Raw genomic sequence first — 20,479 nt, forward strand, 5'->3', positions numbered from 1 at the left:
CTTGGTCCCGCCACCGCTTATAGATCCCGCTCAAAAAGGCGCATTTCTGCGGGTGCGCTGCTAAGCTGCAAAATCAGCCAAGGCGCTACCTGAAGGTCCGGCGGCGGCCTTGTTGTTGTCGTGATGATGTACTGGAAGAGCGGCGCCGTCGTCAGACCTTCCAATGTCCTGACGAGGTCGAACAAACGGTGGTATAGCGGCAAGCCAAGGTCAGCCTCCCGGGGACTATCATGCAGCCAAAAGCCTGGAAGCTGGGTCTTTCCTTCAATCGATAAAATCAGTGCTGCGAGATCAAATGCCACAACTTTGAGCGAGTCCACAGCCGCTGTCGTCAAATTGCCATGCAGCCTAACCGAAGGCTGAATACCGCCTTCCGATAACACTACCTCGCCATGGGCATTGTCCGGGATGATCACGCGGATGACTGTATCAAAGTGCTCCGACAGGCGCTTCACCACGTTCTGTGAAGCCTTGCGAAGGTCATCCGCTTCACGTGAAGCCTTGGAGGCTTTTTCCAAGTCCGCCTTGGCCTGTGTGTCCAGACGAGCGATTTCCGCTCCGAAGGCGCGATAATTAGCCGTCAACGTGACATAGCCACGGGCAGAGGCAAGCTTGTCGGCGGCACTTGTGAGTTCCGCCAATTTCGTCTTTCGGCGTTCGAGCTCCTGCCTAGCCGCCGCAACGTCATAGTTCAGGCTATTTTGCTCACTCTTGAGCGACTGCTGCTGCTCGAGCGCATCATTCTTTTGCTTGAGCAGCACATCGCGCTCAGCCATCCGCTCCGCGATAAAAGCTTCAGAATGCGCGCTGATCGGCTGTCCGCACGCATGGCATTTGGGATTTTCTGCGTCGCTCAGAAGCATTTCACGTTTTGGAAGCACTTCGGCCAACGTTTTCAATTGCGCAGAAAGTCCCGCTTGCTCGCCTTCTATCGATGACAACCGATTTTCGGCTTTGCGGATCTCGTCATCCTTCTCGGCAACGGCCTCTTGCGCATCCTTGAGCTTTTGTCCGAGATCCGGATCGGCTGCAGTCACCTCCGCTTGCGCGGCCGCTCCAGCGGTCCGAGACCACAATTCCGGCGAATCTGAATCTTCCGGATCTCCGCCGAACGCAGCAGCGAGTCCGCGCGCGACATCAGCTCGTGTGGCCTCGATGCGAGTCTTCTTCTTATCAGCTTCTTCGGCGGCGCGCCGATGGCTTTGAGCGCGGCGACTGGCGTCGATCTCGGTCGGTTGGAGGGCATTGATCAGCAATCGGACAACGGCCAATCTATCCGCCTTGGACATGGCGCGCGAAGGCGAGCGTGACTGCGTTTCTGCGGCACGCCACTCCAGTATGTCGAGCAATCGGCATTCCTGATCCCGACTGATCCACGCCAGAGCCGCCTCCCACGCATCGTCGGCACTGCTACCGATCGGCATATGCGGCGTTGCCTCAGGCATGATTGCTTCGGCAATTGCCTGCCGGAGCGGAGACATCGTTGTGTTGGGCATATCGTCACTGAAGGCAGTGTCGAGATTGCCGCCCTTCTGAGCCAGATGCCTGCCGCGCGGGTTACCAATGGGCCGCACAACCACCCAGGGGTTGCCATCGAGAATGATTTCCGCACTAACATGAGCGTCGGGCATCGCGTTTGCGATCAGTTGCCGTTGGTCGATAGTCCCGAAGCTATCCTCACCCAGGCAATAGCGCAGCAGGCGGCAGAAGCTGGTCTTGCCGCCGCCATGCCCCATAGGATTGCCATCAGCATCAGCGTCGGGAGACCAGACGATATTCAAGCCCGGGCGCAACGAAATGTCGCGCACGACCTGCCCGCGCTCGCTCCAGATGATCAGTCGACGCACCCACAGGCGAGGTTCGCTCCTCCCCGCTTCCGGGATGATCGCGTCAATTGAGGATCTGAAAAGATCAGGCAGCGACGGCTTGGGCAAGGAAGCTATGCTCCTCCTGAGACAGCGCGCCGGTCGCGTTCTGCTGGTTGATGGAACGCATGGCGTGCCAAACGAAATCGGCGCGCCCCTCGGTCGAAGGAGGAAGGCTGATGCTGTATATGGCAGAGCCGCGATCCACGGTGTTGGATGCAACATCGAAGCGCCATGCGCCTTCAGCGGCGAGTCTGCCCTTTGCTTCCGTGAAGCGCGCCAGGTGAGACGAGGCGAAGCTGGCGACGGAAATTCTGGACATGTCTGCTGTCGGGCCAACCAGCCGTCGCCACTCAGCCTGACGATCCGCACTGAGGTGCGGCATCAGAAGATGTGGCTGGGCGGCATACAGGAATGCCAGCATCACCTCTTGAATTGGGCGAGGCTGGCCCATTCGCTTGACGATCGCCGCCAGCAAGAGCCGCACATCGACTTCATCGCGAATGGAGTAATCCCAAGCTCCATCGGCAATGTGATGAGAACCCTGCGCGACCGCGCTCAATTCCTGAGGCGCCGCAAGATGTCCCGGCTCGGCATGACAACAGCTCGGGTCGGCGGGCGGCGGTGACAAGCGGCTTTGATAGAATGTCCCGCTGGCCTGCGCCCTTTCCATCTCGCCATAGATTTCCAGCACGAGGCGTTTGGTCCGAAACTCACTGTGATCTCGCTCCTCGTACTTTCGAAGCACAGCAAAGGAGTCCAGCAGCCACTCTGCATCGGCGCGATTTAGCCCATACAAATGAAGAACCGCGGCATCGATCTCTGCCTGCAGCAAGACTCGACGCTCCGGATTCCATCGGAAGGGCCTACCATCAAAGCCAAGATCTTCAGCAAACGGTCGCAGTTCAATGTTCGTATAGTACAATTCCAAAGCCCGAAGTCCGATCCAAATTTCGAATGACGAGCCGAGCCAGTCGCAGTTCTTGTACAAAGCGGTAGGCGTCATGACCGGCAACTGTTCTACGACGAAGTACGTCATACGATTGGTTTTTTGTCGGGCCGCGTAGTCGACAACGAGGCTCGACAGAATTGCGTAAAAGGCGGCACGGGCATAGCCAGCCGACGTCGTGAAAAGTACCGGTGCGGCATGTCCAACGGCTGATTTGGGTAACACAGTTCCGACAAACGTACGTTCTGACGGTCCGACATCGCGCCAGGAATAGTAGAAAGGTTCAGTGTATCTCTCGGCCAAGGCATCGTCGGTGAGAGACGCATCAACCCAATAGAGCGGTTCAATTTGATAAAGTGGGTCGTCGTGCTGGTTATCTCCGGTGCGAGGAAGCACCCCCTTGTTTGACTGCTTTTCGGTTTGCCCTTCGTAAGTCCCGTATCGATGGTCAAAATGCCAAAACATCTTGCCCTCGTAGAGAGGGTAGACTGCCCGGCCATCTTTGAGTGTGGCTTTCGCAAGCTGCCTTTCGACGATTGATTGAGCAATATCGGAGTGATCCAAGAATTTGCTGGCATCATTTGCCATGTCGAACATGCGCTGGAAAAACACATCCCAGACGTTCTCTACGCCATCGTCCGTCTTACGTACCAACACCGGAGCCGCTCTATGCACGGCCGCAGCAACCCTCGCGTCTTTTGCCCAACGAAATGCGGGCAAATTCAGCGTATTTGGATTGATCGCTTCAATTTCTTCAATGCTCAAAGCATACCGACGCTCAGGATCGTGAACCTGTGTTGGTTGGCGCAGATGAGCCGTGAACCACGGCTGTTCAACAGGTGCCTCGGTGCCAGAAAGGGTCAGCAGGCCGAATTTCACCTTGTTCGTAATATGGCGGAACAAAAGTTCCTCGTTCTCAAAGCCGAAGTAGGAAACAATCGTCTTGGTCCGAAGCAAATGCCCGAGGAATTTCCGATAGGTGAAGCCGTCCACTAAGCCGGTCGGCAAAATCAACGCCGCCCGGCCTGTCTTGGTTACAAGCTGCCTGAAGTGGTCGGCAAATACCGCGTATGTGTTCACGTCACCAACGCCGCCGAGAGGGTATCGGCCAGACAAGCGCATAAATGCACTTTCCGCGGCAGACTGGCGAACTGCTGTGGCCCAGGCCGCAGCCAAGGGCGGATCGGTTTCATCGAGAGCGGCAATCATTTTCTTCCGGGCTGCCGCGTTCTTCGCATTCGCTATTTCAGGGGCAGGTGCTGCGAAAAACTCCTCTTCCTGAAGCTTGATCCGCTCCCAAGGCGGATTGCCGATGACCAAGTCAAACCCGCCCTTGCCGATGACGACTTCCGGGAATGCCAGTGGCCAATGAAACGCTCGGACAGAATGTGCGGCAGTGTCGATAGCTACCGCCATCGGGCCTTGGGGTGGACGGCGATCGAGTGCCTCCCTTACGTGCCGTGTTGTTGGCACAAGAACTTTGTCGACTGACGTTTCGGTCTTCGGCTTCGGGAGCATGAACGCTGCGATCCATGCGTCGCAGGCAATCCGAAGGGACCACCAATCTGGGTCGCTTCGGATCTCCGAGAAGGCCCGAGCCTTTTGAGCGATCTCCGCCAAAGTGGCTTCTGGCAATGCATGAAACCGATCAAACTTCTCCGCCAGCTTTTCAGGGGCAATGGCCCTTCGGAGCAGCCCGGCATCACGTTCGGCACGATTCAGCTTTTTGAGCCCGTTGGCCGTATCTTTGTCATCGCTTGGAAGCGTCTTGTAGGCATCATCGGGTATGCCATCTTCCAAGACCTTGAGATCAATAACACCCAGCAAGCTGTCGCCGCACTGTATATTGGCGTCAAGGAAGCCGAGCGGCTTGCCCGGTTCCACCGTCTCGATCCAGAGAGCAACCTTGGCCAGCTCTACGGCCATCGGGTTGCGGTCCACGCCATGGATGCAATTGCGCACCACATCACGCATCGCCGCATTGTAATCGGGCGCATCAGGATTGCGCAGCTGCGCCACCCGAGTCGCCATGCGCCGCGCTGCGCCGAGCAGGAAGTGGCCCGATCCGCAGGCGGGATCGATCACGTTCAGCTCAAGGATCGCGTCCGCGCCGCCTTCAGCTTCGGCGCGCTCCAGCACCGGATCGAGCGCAGAATCGAGCAGGCACTGCACCAGAGAGTCCGGCGTGTAATAGCTGCCCGATACCTTGCGCGCATTGCCACGCGCTTCCGCGCCGCCTGCAAAACTGAAGGTTCGCCCTTCATCCTCGCGCACCGGCACCAGTTCGAGCAGCCCTTCATAAACGCTGCCCAGTTCCTCGGTCGCCATATCGCGCCAGTTGATCCGCACGCGGCGGCCATCCTCGATCAGCCAGCCCAGCTTGAACGCAGCCGCCAGCAGCGCGCGGTTGGGGATTTGCGCGGCATCCAGATCGGGGGTGAGCGCACGGTCGAACAGGCCGCCCAGTGCCGGGAGGCCCAGCAGCTTTTCACCGCGTTCCAGCGCGCGGAACGTGACCTTCATGCCTTCCCAGGCATCATGGTGATGATCATGCGCGTTGCGGCGCGTTGACCTGTCCCGTGCCCAGGCGAAACCATAGTTGTTGCTGTAAAGATCGCGCACGGCCTTGGGCGTTGCGTGCGGGTGCAGCAGATCGCGATCCTCGGCCACGCCAAGGAAGATCATTCGATAAACCACGCGCAGCATCTGTTCGAACAGGTGCGGCATGGTCAGCTGGTTGGTGTCGAGCCGTTCGCGGATCGCGGGGTTGGCATCGAGGATGCCCTGACCCAGCGCCATCAGCGCTTCCTCAACATTGACGCGCAACCGCTCCCGCGCGGACGTGCCCGCCCGCATGCCGGCCTCACGCCAGCGTTCCAGCGCGCAATCGCTGGCCGCTGCGCCCTCTGCGCCGAAGCGGCTGGCGTGGATCAGCAGCCACAGCGCCGCGAAATCGGCGAACATCTCATCACGGAAGATCGCGCCGAGGTCTGCCTCGATCCAAGCGGGCCGGGTCAGGCTGGCGTTATCGCGCATCAACCGCACCCGGTCGCCTGCGAAAACGAGGCCCCAGTAGAAGTCGGGATTGGCATTGAGCCAGTCCTGCAACAGCACGGTGGGCGAACGGCGCGCAATGCGGCCATCGGCGCCATCGCCGAATTCGGACAAAGCGCGGGCGAAGCCATCGCCAACCTTGCCCTTTTCCGCAGGGGCTGGTGGGGAGACCACTATAGGCACACGCCCGCCCTTGGCTTCCCACGCGATGGTGAAGCGCCTGTCCTCACGCATGTGATGGTGTGGCCCGGTCAATTCAAAGCCAAACGCCTGTTCGAGCAGGTTGCGGGCAAACTCTGCCGTCTGCTGCATCGTCGGCTGCTCGAGCCGCGCGTAACCCTGCCAATGGGCCTGTGCGATGCGGAAATAACGTGTGATCTCGTCGCGCAGGCCTGTGCCTTTGGGGCAGCCATAGTCCGCCGCCGTTTTCTGATCGGGCGCGGCGGAAGCGATGGCCTGAACCTGATCGGGCGCGATCAGCCCGCCTTCGATCGTGAGCGCGGCAAAGCCGGTGTCGCTTGCGCGTTTGGTGGGCCGAGACATCAGTTCACCTCCGGCAGCAGGACATAGAGGCCGATGATATCCGCCGGGAGCACCGGGGTCACCTTGACGGTCGCACCGCCGCCTGCCGCTTCGGTCAGGCGCAGATGATCGTGCGACAGTGCTTCACCCCTTTGATGCGCGAAGGCTTCTATGGCCGGGCGATAGGCCGAGAGACGCTCATGCGCGGCCTCGATCTGCCGAATGCGGGCGCTTTCATCCATGTTGCTCGATGCTTCGGCCTCAAGCAGCGTCAGCGCGTCTTCGGCATTGAGCGCGACATCCTGGCCGAGACCGGAGAAGGCAAGCCCGGTTGCCTCTTCGGCCAGCAGCAGCCGGTTCAGGCGTCCGCTCGTCACCAGCTTGTAGCGCAGCCGCAGGACGAGCAATGTTGTCATCTGGGTGACCGCCCGGGTCCGCCACACGCCGGCGCGGCCAAGGGCCTTGCCGTCTGCGCCCGCAGGATCGAGTGCGCCTTCGGCCAATGTTTCGGCCAGCACCGCGACGATGGGATGCACCCGCCCGACATAAGTGACGCCGGGAAGGGGATCATCCTCGAAACTGATCCGCCTCGTGCCACGCAGGCCGCGCTGCTGGAGCCGTTCGCGCATCATGTCAGGCAAGAAATCGGTGTGGAGAAGGGAGTGTCCCTTTGAAGCCTCAAGCGGGGCCTGCAAACGCTTCAGGGCGCGCTCTGTGAAACGGGAGACCTCTTGCGGGCCGCCGTTGAGCGCCCGCATCTTGCGCCATTCGGGCAGCACTTCATCGGGCTTCAGAGCGCCCTGTGCATAGCGTGCGCGGCTGGCCTTCGCGCCTTCCGCCGTATCGCGCCACTGGCGTTCGAACTGCTCGGCGCCCGGCCCGAAATCAAACGCCATCTGGCTGCGCGCACTTCCGCCGCGATGGAGCAGAACCGCCTGCATCAGCGCAGATGTCACACTCTCCTGATCTTCCGGCATCGGAACGCTGACGCCGGTCGCCTTCTCGATGGCTTCAGCCTTGCGCAGGATGACGTTGAGCACGGCACCGTCGATCGGACTGTTGTCGCCGTACATCATGATCGAGCGGACGACCTTCGCCCGTTGGCCGAACCGGTCGACGCGGCCTTCGCGCTGTTGGTGCCGTGTCGGGTTCCAGCTGAGATCATAATGGATGACCGCATCGAACAGGCTCTGGAGGTTGATCCCTTCCGATAGGCAGTCCGTCGCCACTAGGATACGGTTCTCATGCGGCTCCAGCGCATCCACCCGGACCCGGCGTTCGTCGGGTGCCAGTGTGCCGGTAACCACCGCGATCTGGTGTTTGGGGAAGATTGTCCGGAGCGTTTCCCCCAGGGCTTCAGCCGTCGCAATGAAGCGGCAGAAAATGACCGGCTTTACGCCGTCCTTGAGCAACGGCTTTAGTTCAGCGACGAGCTGTCTTACCTTCGGATCGTCATCACGGCTGCTGGACAGGGTTTGTGCAAGGTCGATCAGGCCGCGCAGCGCCTCTCCCTCTTCGCCATGCTCGCTCGCGGTCGCGGGTTCTACATCACTGTCATTGAGCACGCCGTCTTCGGCATCGAAAACGACCGGCTCGATGGCTTCCTCCTCGGCCATGCCGCCAAGCCGGTTGCGGAGAGCGCTCAGGGCCGCGGCGGGAGAGGAGCCGACGCAGCGCATCAGGGCAAGGGTGCCCCAGAAGGCAAGGCGGCGATGACGCTGATCGGACCCGGCGCGCTCGGTCACCGATAGGCAATAGTCCAGCACAGCATCCTGAAATGCCGCGAAATCGCCTGTCAGCGTGAACGGCGCTTCCTTGGCCTCGTGTTTCGCAAAGGCGCGCTGTTCGTCCCAGCCGTCCTGAATGTCCGGGCGGCGACGCTGTACAAAATGCTGCGCCAGACGTCGGGCGTAGCGTTCTCGCGCATTGCTGTCGCCCGCATCGGGGCCGCCCTGCAGATCCTTGTGCACAAGGCCGAGCAAACGGTCGTAGGCCACGGTGTCGCCGCTGTGGGGCGTAGCCGTAAGCAGCAGCAAGTGCCGCTCGCTGTCCGCCGCCAGGCGTTCCAGCAAACCGTAGCGTTGATGCTTGCCACGTTCGTTGCCGACGCAGGCATGCGCTTCATCGACAATCACAAAGGGCGGGCAAGCCCGGGCAAAATCATCTCGGCGACTGTCGGCCTTGATGTAGTCGAGGCTGACGACCGTAAAGGGATAGGCCTCGAAAAGGCTTTGTGAGGTGGGCAGCCCCCGCTCCAGGCCGCGTGCCTTGGCCGCAGTCACAGCAACCGCGTCGATATCGAACTTTTCGCCAAGTTCGCTGACCCATTGATCGACGAGATGCGGCGGGCAAAGCACAGCGAAGCGATCAACGATCCCCCGATCCAGCCATTCGCGCAGGATCATGCCTGCTTCGATGGTTTTGCCAATGCCGACATCGTCTGCGATCAGCAGCCGAGCAACTGATTGCTTGAGCGCCATCATAAGCGGAACAAGCTGATATGCGCGAGGCTCTACCCCGAGATGGGCCGCGCTTCGAAATGGCCCAGCCCCGCGGCGAAGCGACAACCGCAAAGCATCCGCCAGCAATCTGGCGCCGTCCTGCGTGTCCAGGCGATCCGAGGTCGGTGCGGCAAAACTTGCGGCTGAAACCGGAGACGTTTCCAGTGCGGGTGCGATCAGCTGGGCGTCATCGTCCGTGCCCGACAATGGCCGTACATTGAGCAACTCTTCCGACGGTGAAGGCAGAACAATCCATTCGCGCCCGCGCGCGCGCACCATGTCTCCGGGAGAAAAAACAACCGCGTTCATGCGCAAATTCCCAAAGCTGCAACAAGTTCGTTCCGAGCCTGCTCGTCGGGCGTCAGGGGCAAGGAGATGATGTCGAGAATGCCGAGCGCCGAAGCTTCAGCCACGAGGCCGGGTGTCGGGCCGCCAGGAATTGCCAGGACACCTCGCGCAGGCCAGAACAATCGTTGCACCGATCCATCGATCGTAATCGCGGAAGGTGTTGGGACGCCCCATTGCTCAATTGCAGTCAACCATGGATGCTGCGTTTCTGTGTTTTCGGACGCAACTTCGCTTGCCTGTGCAAGCCTGCACAGAACGTCGATCACCTGATCATGACGGCGATCAATCAGCTCGTGATCAGGCTGATTGAAATAGGACAGGATGCAGCGATAACATCCGGCAACGCAGGCATCATCAGTCTCCAGCATATCGGCCGGGTTAAACGGTTCGCGATAATGCATGAGCGTGAGCGCCACCTGAGCGACTTCGGCAACCTTGTTGGGATCAGCCACCAACCGATTCAGCACGCCAGCGCCGCCTTCGGTTGCTTCGTAAAGCAGGATGGCATTGCGAATGTCACGGCTCGGTAGAGGCTCGCCGAGAATTTCGCCTTCTTCCAGCTCGAAAACCAGCTGAGTGCCGCGAATAAATGCATGCTGGAATGTCGCCATTTCCTCCGTGCTGAAGGTGACCTGTGGCTGCAAGAGCAGTGCGTTCTTATGATCCTCCACCATCGGAACAATCCGCTGCGGCTTGGCCTGGGTCGGATCGCCCATGCCATCATCATCGTCACCGTTGGCCGGGTCTTTCAGCCAACGTCCCGAATTCGGGTCGATAAAGAATCCGCAGATCGATTTCGATTTGCGCCGCCGCAGCCCCTTGTTGATGCGCGAGAGCTTTGTTGCTGCGCCATAATCCAGTCGCAGCAAATCTTCTCCAGCGTGACCAAGCACCGTGGAGCGGATGTCTGGCGCACCATTGTGGACCGGCCATTGAAAGACCGTCTGGATCTCGAACCCGCGGCGTTGACGATCTTCGTCATTTGCCGTGATCCGCTCTGCCGGTGCGGTCTCGACATTGTCGATGCGGAACACAGTATCGAGCCGCTCGGCACCACCCAGCGAAGTGTGGCACGCGTGGCAGCGTTCCCGAAGCTCGTCGGTATGTGCTGCTCCGCACTCCGGGCACAGGATCAGTGTCGAGGTCGCCAACTGTCCGCTGTCCATTCGGCCCTCGGCGGGGAGTTTTGCCTTGGTAACGCGGTAGGCGCGACCTTCATGATAGATCATACTGTTCGGACCGAATTCGGCGATCGCGAGGAAGCGCGGACGTTGTAAAACCGCGCTCTTGGCAGCCGGGATAAAGGCATACAACGGGAGGCGCGGGAAGTTGTAGCCGGGCAGAAAGCCCTCGGTGGCGAGGTAGCGATAGGTGTAGAAATCCGAACTGTTGGATGCCTTCCCGCACTCGAGGATCTCAAGCTCCCTGGATGCATTGCGATATCGCCCGGCTGCTGCGGTTCTCTCCCCAGCTTTCAGCCCCACCTTGTTCTGGATAGCGTGAGCCAGCTCCTGCTCGCGGCGCGCGCTGCTATGCAAATTGCGCCAGCGATCGAACGCCTCATTCAACGAGGCCAAGGCCTCCTTGTCGGTCCGTTCGACAAAGGCATCGACGTCAGCAAGCCAGGGTGCGTCACGAAGATTAACAGCAGGTAGCATGGCATCGATGAGGCGGCGCATGATGGGCTTGGCTGCCCCACTTGCTGCAAGCACCTGTAGGCCCTCGTTGATTTCTGCTGTCAACGGCTTCCCATCCCGACCCATGTCCAGGTTTTCCGGAATGGCGGATTTCAGCGGCACATTGGCTGCAGCCAGCCATTCGGCGTGGAGGTGGCTGCGGAGCAGATCCTGATTGGCGAGATCAAGCGCTGGCGGTCGCACGGCGCCTGCAACCACTGCCTGCTGATCGGCGAAATAATATTGATCGTGGGGCGACTGGGCAGCGCAATAGACAACGATCAACGCGGCTTGCCCGCTGCGCCCTGCTCGGCCTGAGCGCTGGGCATAGTTGGCGGGCGTCGGAGGCACGTTACGCAGGTAAACAGCATTCAACGCGCTGATATCGACGCCAAGCTCCATTGTCGGTGAGCAGAACAGCGCAGGAAGGAAGCTGTCCGGCTCACCTTGCTCTCGCATCTGCTCAAGATTGGTTTTCAACCTTTCACGATCCGGCTGCTCAAAGCGGAAGCGGTCTTCCCGCCACGCCCGGACTTCCTGATCGACCTGTGCCGTGTGTTCCCTGGCCTCGAAACTGTAGGGAAGATTGCCGGAATGGCTGAGCATATCGGCGACCTGCTCGTACAAATCTCGGAAAAACAGGTTTTGCCGCTTGCCATCACGACGTGTGTCAGCGGGGATCAGGCGGATTGCTGTCGGCGCCATACGCCATGCCGGCGCTTCATAACCGACATTGACCCGTCGAACGAACTGATGGGCCTCGGCAGCCTTCAGCAATGTCTCGATCAGTTCGTCATATTCTTTCGCCGGAACCTGTTCATTGTTCCAAAGCTTGGGATGGCGCAGGGCTTTGCCGAGCTTGCTCTGGCGACCAGCCCGCAGAATCAAGGCTGCTTCAGAGGCACGGATGGTGCCGCTTCGGGGCGGCGAAATCATCAGGAAACCGCACTCCCGCAGCGTGTTTTCCTCCTCCCTGTCGATAGCCCAGGGAAGCCGGAGGCGGTTGCGTGATACTTCGGCCGATTGCTTCACCTTGCCACGGTCAAGAGCGTCCGTCGCAACCGCGAGACCCTGCCGCATTTGATCGAACAGGATTTCGAACAAATGACGCCTCTGGGCTGGCGTTGCGGATGCCAGGCGCGGATTGCTGGCAAACTCTTCATCGTCGGCAATCAGATCATCCAGTCCCGGGAAGTGAGCCGTGATCAGGCCGACTTCTTCCAGATTTGGATTTGTATAACGCCACCCTCTGCGCAAATCTGCCCAAAGCCGGTGAGCCAAAACTTCGGACAGAGCCTCTTGGGCCTCTTGCCGGTTCTGGTAGCCCTTGGCGTTCGGATCGAGCATCCATTCGCCGAGCCGGTCCTTGTCGTCGAGGTCGAAGCCCAAGGCCAACCGCACGGCCTCACCAAACTTGTCTGCCTTTAGCCCTTGAGGCCCAGCATTCCTGACCGCTCGCAGGATCGCTGCGCGCAGAAGGGTGACAAAGATAAAGTCATTGAAGTGACCTGCCTGAAGCGCTGCATCTTGCCGGTTGTCGGTGAAGCCCAGCAATTTGCGGGTATGCGGGTCGAGCGACCCATCCCGCTCCATCCATGCCAAAATGGTGGCAACGATCAGTGTCGTAGCCGAACTTCGTCCTTCAGCGGACAGGCCGGCCAGCTTGTTGATTTCACGCGCTTGTGACGCTGGTTGATGACCGCATTCCGGGCAGAAGCGGTACTTTCCGGAAAAAAACCACGCCGGGATGCCCTCGTCGCCAAAGCTGCCGTCGGGACGCACCATGACAAGGCGCCCTTCATGCTTTCCGCGATGCGCAGACTTCAGGCGGACCTCACCGCTCGCCGTAGGCTCCAGCCATTCGTCAGGATAGTCATCTGGACTACCCGCAAACCGGAAACCTGCGTTGACCGCAGGCACCAGATAACCCGTTTCTGTGCCATCAGGCTCTGCCTCGTCGCGGGCAGCTTCATCGATCGAGCGAGCAATGACGCGATGCGCGCCATCAGCATTTGTGATGGACACGCTATGGTGTTCCTGACCGCATTCACGGCAGAAGAACAATGGGTAGAGCCGGGCCTCAGGATCATCAGGATGAAACTTCTGTCCCTCGAGACTGACCCGGCGCTGTGCGGACGGTTCCAGTGTCGAATAGGCCTGACCCGCACCGGAGATAAAACGGTGAAGTTTGAACGCAAGAAAGGCCCTTGAAGACGTCCCTCCACGCTCACTCTCGGGCTTGCCCATCATGGCGAGCATGTCGGCTATCGCGCGACTGCAATCCTCTTCGGGCGCGCCCGTCTGAAGGCTCAGCGCTTGCGCTGCAGTGGTAAGGGTCATCGGCTTTCGGCGCCGCAGCTTCTCGGCGTCGTCAAGACCAACCTGAGTCTCGATCCAGCACGCCAGCGGATGAAGTGTGAGATCAGCATCCGTGAGATTGCCGGCAAGCGGCTGCAGCACAGCCTGGCGAAGCTGTTCTCCGAGCGTTTCTGCCTTGATTGCGGGAGATGTGGCGCGCGCGAGACTTTCATCGATGATACTACCAATACCGATGGACTGCCCAAACAGCTTGGTCGCAACTTCGGCAACCGCTGCCGCTCTCTCGGCTTCGTCGGGCGAACTCGACATCGTGGCCGACGTGCCGATACAAATCAGATCCTTGGATGGCGTAAGGCGCTGTTTTACCCGCCGAACCAGCATTGCGACATCGGCACCTTGCCGGCCACGGTAGGTATGAAGTTCATCGAGAACGAGGAAATCGAGGTTCTGGGCATTGTCTATGACCGCCCGATCAAGGCGCTCCTGCCGGGTCATCAGCAGTTCGAGCATCATGAAGTTTGTCAGCAGGATATCGGGCTTGTCCCGTGATATCTGCTGACGCTCTTCGTCCGTTTCCTGGCCGGTATAGCGCGCGACGGAAGGACGCAGGTGTGCTGGCAAACCGGCATCATCAACAAATTTACGGATCTCTCCGAGCTGCGAATTTGCCAATGCATTCATCGGATAAATGATGATCGCCTTGGTACGCGGCGCTTCTCCGGCCTGCTTCGCCCGGACGATTGCATCAACGATCGGCACGAAAAAGCACAGAGATTTACCCGAACCCGTTCCGGTCGTGACAACGAAGCTCTCACGGTTCCGGGCCTTCGCAACGGCCCGCTCCTGATGGCGGTGTAGGCGGATCGGTGTTCGATCTGGTCCAGCGGCGAAGATCGACGCCAGCTCTGGCGCAACGTCACCCGATACGACCAGTTCGTCGATCGATTTTCCAGCTTCAAATCGTGGATTGATCGTGATCAGCGGGTCGGGCCAGAAACGGCCCTGCTCATAGATGGACCGCACCTGCTGATCGATTTCTGGCGCACGAATGGCAGAGAAAGAACGGGCGAAGGAAGCGTATCGGTCAACGAGCGCTTTATCGAGTTCGAAGATGTTCACGCCCTTTGATCCTCCACAGAATCTCGATTTTGCAAAACGATCTGCTGGTCTTGGGGACGTCGCGCGGCGGGGTCCGTGTCTAATCCGAGCCGCTTAAGTGCGTAGTAAAGCATTGCCCGCCGGACAGATATGGTCGTCACCCCATTTTCCATACCGTAGTCGAGCTCGATCGCCTTGCGCTGACCAGCACTCAGTTCGGGATGTGGCACAATCTGGAGATCAACCTGCTCTTCCCAATCGCTATCGACCGAAGACCGCGCATCAGCAGGCTTTGATGCGCGGGTATCGGTAATTCGCGAGAGAATAAAGTCCTTGAAGGCGCTGCTACGTGGGCAGTGCGCGCGAGCATGCCATCTGAACCCGTCAAACACCAAGGCATGGGGTTCGATCCACCGCCAAGCTGGCTCGGGCGATGACATGGATTGATAGAAAACTTCGATCGCCTCGTGCCGCTTGATCGCCGTCACCATCGCCCGCAAGATGTTGGGCGAGACACCTCGAGCAGGCGTCGGAGCGCAGGCAAAGCTTGGCAAACCCCCGATCCAACTGTCCTCGGCGGCAATGATGCCATCCGAAAGCGATCTGAGCTGAGAGAGATACTGGGCTGCGTCTGGCTGGTGGAACACGGGGCTGAAGGACGAGCTACGCACATACGTCCTGGCGCTCTTGTCGTAGACCATGTTTGCTTCGGCTAGGCCGAGATATCTGTTCAGATCCGTCGATGCCTGATTGATCGAAACGCCGAAAACTTCGATCAGGTCACTCCGGTTGACGTGGCCCTCCCAGAAGAGCCTGAATTCAATGAATTCGAGGCGGCTCTCAACCCCGCGCCGCAATCCCGATTCGCTCTCCATGCCCCGATCCCCCAAGAAACTGGGCTAAACCAGTTTCTGTATGGGTAAGCGTAGTGGATGCTTGATGTTGAGGCAACGAGATTCGGAAATCTCCTCGCCTTTCTGTTTTGTCGACCTACCGGCGGCTAACCATCTCTGAGCTCGCAAGAAATTCCGAAACTTTCTGGCAGGTTTTGCGGCGTGGCCTGCGCCCGTCCCTTAGGTCCTGAACGAAACGGGGATCAGCTACAACATGACGGCCGAAGGTGCTCGGCGACGTCCGGGTTTGCACCAGATATTCCTCGATCTGCTCCAGAAGCTCCATCACCGTAGACTCGCTTTACCCTTGCGTTCTTGTTATGTTCTTACTAGGAAGGCTTCCTAGAGTCTAGGATCGATTTTCCTAGGCGCCCGCGATAGGACTGGCAGTCATGGACGACGCACGAAGAGCCCTGGACGAGTTGATCCAGCAACGAGGAGTAAACTATTCCTCGGTTTCGCGCCTGCTGGGGCGCAATGCCGCCTACATCCAGCAGTACATCCGGCGCGGCAGCCCGCGGCAGCTGGACGAGCAGGATCGCTCGGTTCTGGCGCGATTTTTCGGGGTCGATGAGAAAATTCTCGGTGCCCCCGCCCGTCGTTCAGGTCCGGTCGTCGAACTGGTCCATGTGCCTTTGCTCAATGTCGAGGCATCAGCCGGCCACGGCGCGCTCGCGGAGATGGAAGCCAAATCAGCACAATTCGGCTTCGACGAGAAGTGGCTACGCCGGCTGACCGCGAGCAAGGCATCGAGCCTGTCGATCATCGCCGTGCATGGCGACTCCATGGAGCCCACTCTTCATGATGGCGACGAAGTGATGGTCGATCTCGGGGACGGCCAGGCGCGCCTGAGAGACGGGATCTATGTCCTGCGGATGGACGACATGCTGAGCGTCAAGCGGATTGCCCTCGAACCGCAGGGCAAGCGCGCTTCGGTTCTGAGCGACAACCCGGCCTATCCGAGCTGGCGCGGTCTCGAGAAGCGGACGCTCAATATCGTCGGGCGGGTTCTCTGGTTCGGACGAGCACTCTAAGGGAGCCATATGATACTCGCCTTGCTTGCTGCCTCCATCGTCGCCTCCGGACAGCCATTCACCTGCACACCGACCCACGTCTGGGATGGTGACGGTCCGGTCTGGTGCGCGGAAGGTCCTCACCTTCGGATCGCCGGCATCGCTGCGCGGGAAATGGACGGCACCTGCCGGACCAATCAGCCCTGCCCCGCTGCCTCGGCGATTGAGGCGCGCGATGCGCTGGTACAGCTGATGGGCGGCGCGCGCGGAACGATCTCGACCGGTCATGTGGTCGTAAGGGGGCCGCGACTGACATGCCGCTCCGAGGGGGGCGCAGGCGGAAACAGGACCGCTGCCTGGTGCCGCCTGCCGTCAGGCGCAGATCTGTCATGCGCCATGATCAAGACCGGCACTGTCCTGCGCTGGGATCGCTACTGGAAAGGCCCGGCTTGCCGGTGAGCAGCACCACGCATCTGACCGGCATCGTCGAGCGGGCAGCGAACGGACCGGTGCTACGCACCGATGGTGGCGGGACCTGGAAACTCGACAACACCCGCCAGGTACGCAAATTTTTCGGCTCTCGCGTCGAAGTGGTCGGGGAGCGTTCGGGGTTCAACGGGTTTACCTGCGAACAGATATGGCTAGCCGGCCAGCCTCGTCCGAAAGCATTCAAACTCCGCATCGAATTCCTTCTTGCCGCGGGCTTCGTCGCCTACGGCCTCTACGCGACAGTTAGCGCGGTCGTGAGCGCGCTAAGCTGATGCTAAGCGATTGGGAACTATGGGCCTGCGCCAATCACGTCCTGCAAACCCACGGTGACAAGGCGCCCCTTCATGTCGCCGAACAGATTGGCGCGCTTGCGCTCGCGGGTGATGCCGCGGGAATTCAGACCTGGCAGGCTATAGCTGCGCGGATCGTCCAGCTGACTTCAGAAAGTGCTGACCGGCCGCTCCAATAAGCGGCCACCGCCACACTGCCTCACTCACCCGATCGGCGACAGATCGCCGGGAAAGAGACAGGATTGCGCGCCTGCGCCGCCATGGCTGTCGCTTTCGATGGTGAAGCCGCGCATGCGTTCGACCAGATGATGAGCAAGATCGACCCTAGCGCTGCGTTGGGCGCGTGGATCATCGGCATTGAGACGCAAGAGCGTGTGCTCCGGCGCAACGGCCAGTGCGACTTCGAGATGCGTAAGGAGGATTTCGTCGGAGATTCGGGGCATGGGACAATGAGAACAAATAAAGAACTTCTCGTCAACCGGTAGAGTGCGGACGCATGGGGACAGCAGGTCGCTAGATGCCAATCTCGAAGGGCTTCGTGATCGACCGGTCAAGCTCTGGCGGCTTGCGTTCCGGTGCAAGATCGACACGATCTTTGGCCTGCCCTTTTGACGCAGCGTCGCGGAGGAGATCGACCGTTTCCAGAGCCGAGCGCTTCATACCGGCATTGCGCTCGACCGCGACTTCAAGCTTGCCAGCATTGTCGACATAGAGGGTGAGGCCATCGCGCAGCCGTGTGATCGTGACCAGAAACGTCTGCTGGTTGGCCAGATTGCGCTCGCGGCTGTCCATGACCGCAATGCCGCGATCGGAGGTCAGCCCCTGCGCCATATGGGCATTGAGCGCATAGGCGAGATCGAGACGGCGGAGCATCGGGTCGCCCTGCTCCAGCCTGTGCTCTGCGCCCAAGGATGTCTTCACCACGACAGCCTCTTTGTCGACTGCGACAATCCGGGCCTGGTCGGCATTAAGCAGGCCGCGCTGGTGATCGGTCTCTGTCCACCGGATTTTGTCGCCGGTGTAAATGTCGAGGGCGCGGACTTCGAATAAGCGCAGCGGATCCTGTTCACCTTGCGGCCTTATCCGACCGGGACGAAACTCGAACTGCCGGCCACGCTCGTTCTCCAACGTGACCCGCTCGCGAGGCACATCAGTTCCGACCACCCGGTACTCGCCTGCTGCAAGGCCTTGGCTGCGCTGACGCCGCGCGACCTCGACCACCATGCCGGGGGCATAGGTGCTCGCGTATCGCAGCTCTTCGCGGGTGACATTGACGCGCGACAGGGTCTGGAGCCGCATGGTTTCAGGACCGAGCTCGCCGCTCGCTTTAAGGCCCGTCTGCACCGCATCGTTCACCGCACTGCGCAGGTTTCGGCCTGAAGCATAGATCGCGGTTGCCTCGCGCGCCGCTGACGAGAGCGACAACCAAGCGGCGGCGGCTTCGACAGCAGCATCGTTCCCCGCCTCGATCACCTGGGGTGCGAGATGGCGCATGGCGTCCTCAATGCGCCCTTCTTGCGCTGCCTGTTGGGCTTCACGCAGGCCTTCGCTGCGCGCGCGAAGATTGGTGCTCATCACCGCAGTCTCGATCCCGGCCTGCTGCATCATATCGAACGGCTTGCCGGCATCTACGGCACCCAACTGCTTGCGGTCGCCGATGCTGGCAAAGCGGCCGAGTTCGAGCAGGTTGGCGAGGCGCACCAGCTTTTCCTTGTCGGCATTGCCGACCATAGATGCTTCGTCGAGCAGCACGACACTGCCGCGCATATCGGCCCGAGCCTCGGCGAGGCGGTCCGCATCGGCCCCTTCGAGAAGATCGCGGTGCCGCGCGAGAAACCGCGACACCGTCATCGAGGGAATACCCGTATCGCGTTCAAGCATCTGGACCAGCGTGTTTTGCACCGCGAGCCCGAGCACGGCCCTGCCCTCCTCACGCAGAATGTCCGCAACGGGCTTGAGGACCGTGCTCTTGCCTGCCCCGGCAACGCCCTGGATGGCGACGATGCGGTTGTTCGACCCAAGCAGCAGGCGCCCCGCCCCTTCCTGTCCGGCGTTCAAGGTGAGCCCGTACTTGATCTGGGAGAGTGCCTGCAGGCGGGGCCCGGCAAGGTCGGGAGAGACAATCGCCGGAGCGCCGCCGCGCCCGCTTTCGACGCCGGCGATGATGCGCTGCTCCAGACTGACGGCTTCGCGGGTGGTCAGCAGGTCCCGGTCTGCGCCCCTGCCCTTCTCCAGATATCCTTGGCGGAGCAGTTGATCGACGCGATGCTCGACCGCGGCAAGCGATGTAGGGAGCGCAAAGCCAAGTGCGGTGCGGTAGATCTCGGTGCGCGTGAATGCCGCTTCCCGCTCGCCCAGATGCCGGACAGCCGAGGCGACCGCATGAATTGCGGCGACCTGCTCGACACTGCGATTGGTCAGCCGGGCAGGTATCAGAGGATCACCTTCCCGCAGGCCCAGACGCTCGGCAAAGGAAGTTGCGAGGGCCTGAGCATGGCGGACAAACCCGCGCATCGTTGGACCGATACCGGCCACATTCCCAAGATCCTGTGCACTGCGGCCGTTGGCACTGGCAATGACGGTAGCGGGATCAAAGCCAAGCCTGGCGGACGTTTCCTGCCACTGCTGCGTAAGCGCATCGCGATTCTCGATCCGGCCCTTGTTGGCCCTGGTCATCAAGGTTGCGGCATCAAGGACGCTTGGCCCTGAGAAGTTCATTTGGGCTGCTGCCTCCATGATCTCTGCGCGCCGGGAACTGAAGGCATCGCGCACGGCCTTGGGCACCCCGACCGCCTCGAAATTCCCGTGCTTTCCGAACTCCCCAACCTCGTAGCCGAGCTTCTCTACGCCTAACCGAAACCGGGCCATTGTCATGGCATTGAGCAGGGTGTTGTGCTGCCAAAGCTTGTCGTTGCGCAGCGCCCGCCATTTGCCGTCAAGCCCCTGGGTCACATTGGCAACGACCGCATGGAGATGCGCATTGGGTTCCTGGTTACGGTTGGTGTCATGCTGGAAGAGCGCGATCGCGAGGTTACCGGTTTGGACGGCTCGTTCCTTGCCCCGAACCTCCATCCTGGTCTCAGCGAGGTTCTTTTCGGCCCAGCGCAGGGTTTCCCGGACGGCTGACGAGTAGGCATCGAGGATCCGTTTGTCGCCGCCCACCAGAGCAAGGACCGACCAGCTTTTCGGCATCGAAAAGGTGAGGTCGGTCCCCGCCCGGTGCGCCCGATTGTCACTACCAACCCGGCTACCATCCGGCAGCATTCCTTTAAGGACTGCCTCGAACTGCCGCGCATCCACGGCCCCAACCAGCCCAAGGGCGGCAGCGCCCTTCCCCAGCCATTCGCCCGAGCGATCAGCGTCTGCGCGCGTGTAGTAGTTGTCGGCAGCAAAGTAGTTGGCCGCGCCGCCTGCGGTGCGGACGTTGGCTACCGACAGCATCGCTTGTCCCCCGAGGCGGTG

At 60.5% G+C, this 20,479-nt stretch carries 11 protein-coding genes; 4 read left to right on the top strand and 7 right to left on the bottom strand.

Going from position 1 to position 20,479, the window contains the following annotated elements; translation table 11 throughout:
• Positions 1-17: 17 nt before the first annotated feature.
• Genes ACT53M_RS03105 through ACT53M_RS03125 form a run of 5 tightly spaced genes read right to left on the bottom strand, consistent with a single transcriptional unit; the run spans position 18 to position 15,207 of the window.
• Positions 18-1,934 (bottom strand): hypothetical protein, encoded by a 1,917-nt coding sequence (locus ACT53M_RS03105; protein ID WP_476231410.1) that lies wholly within the window; start codon positions 1,932-1,934, stop codon positions 18-20.
• Positions 1,912-6,411 carry an Eco57I restriction-modification methylase domain-containing protein gene (locus ACT53M_RS03110; protein WP_476231411.1) on the bottom strand — a complete coding sequence of 1,500 codons (4,500 nt, stop codon included), beginning with the start codon at positions 6,409-6,411 and terminating at the stop codon, positions 1,912-1,914. Before ACT53M_RS03110 ends, ACT53M_RS03105 begins: the two co-directional genes overlap by 23 nt.
• A complete protein-coding gene (locus ACT53M_RS03115; protein WP_476231412.1) occupies positions 6,411-9,200 on the bottom strand; it encodes a helicase-related protein in 2,790 nt (929 codons plus the stop codon). The genes ACT53M_RS03110 and ACT53M_RS03115 overlap by 1 nt, the downstream gene beginning before the upstream one ends.
• Entirely contained in the window at positions 9,197-14,353 is a 5,157-nt protein-coding gene (locus ACT53M_RS03120; protein ID WP_476231413.1) for a DEAD/DEAH box helicase, read from the bottom strand. Before ACT53M_RS03120 ends, ACT53M_RS03115 begins: the two co-directional genes overlap by 4 nt.
• The gene (locus ACT53M_RS03125; RefSeq protein ID WP_476231414.1) at positions 14,350-15,207 is read right to left on the bottom strand and encodes a BrxR family helix-turn-helix transcriptional regulator; all 858 of its coding nucleotides are present in this window, start codon (positions 15,205-15,207) and stop codon (positions 14,350-14,352) included. Before ACT53M_RS03125 ends, ACT53M_RS03120 begins: the two co-directional genes overlap by 4 nt.
• A gap of 410 nt (positions 15,208-15,617) precedes the next feature.
• Between ACT53M_RS03125 and ACT53M_RS03130 the strand changes: the two genes are divergently transcribed.
• From ACT53M_RS03130 to ACT53M_RS03145, 4 genes are read left to right on the top strand one after another with little or no spacing between them, the layout of a single operon-like run.
• Positions 15,618-16,259: a S24 family peptidase gene (locus ACT53M_RS03130; protein WP_096614344.1), complete on the top strand. Its 642-nt coding sequence runs from the start codon at positions 15,618-15,620 to the stop codon at positions 16,257-16,259.
• A 12-nt stretch (positions 16,260-16,271) separates the two neighbouring features.
• Positions 16,272-16,697 (top strand): thermonuclease family protein, encoded by a 426-nt coding sequence (locus ACT53M_RS03135; protein WP_476231583.1) that lies wholly within the window; start codon positions 16,272-16,274, stop codon positions 16,695-16,697.
• On the top strand, positions 16,694-16,999 hold the full coding sequence (locus ACT53M_RS03140) for a DUF5818 domain-containing protein (RefSeq protein WP_476231415.1): 306 nt from the start codon (positions 16,694-16,696) through the stop codon (positions 16,997-16,999). The genes ACT53M_RS03135 and ACT53M_RS03140 overlap by 4 nt, the downstream gene beginning before the upstream one ends.
• A complete protein-coding gene (locus tag ACT53M_RS03145) occupies positions 16,999-17,196 on the top strand; it encodes a DUF6961 family protein (RefSeq protein ID WP_476231416.1) in 198 nt (65 codons plus the stop codon). The genes ACT53M_RS03140 and ACT53M_RS03145 overlap by 1 nt, the downstream gene beginning before the upstream one ends.
• Positions 17,197-17,220: 24 nt before the next feature.
• Here the strand turns inward: ACT53M_RS03145 and ACT53M_RS03150 are convergent, their stop codons facing one another.
• Positions 17,221-17,460 (bottom strand): hypothetical protein, encoded by a 240-nt coding sequence (locus tag ACT53M_RS03150; RefSeq protein ID WP_476231417.1) that lies wholly within the window; start codon positions 17,458-17,460, stop codon positions 17,221-17,223.
• 70 nt (positions 17,461-17,530) lie between these two features.
• Positions 17,531-20,458 carry a MobF family relaxase gene (mobF, locus tag ACT53M_RS03155; RefSeq protein WP_476231418.1) on the bottom strand — a complete coding sequence of 976 codons (2,928 nt, stop codon included), beginning with the start codon at positions 20,456-20,458 and terminating at the stop codon, positions 17,531-17,533.
• Positions 20,459-20,479: the final 21 nt, after the last annotated feature.

The sequence above is a fragment of the Sphingomonas sp. DMC6 genome, from assembly GCF_056314225.1.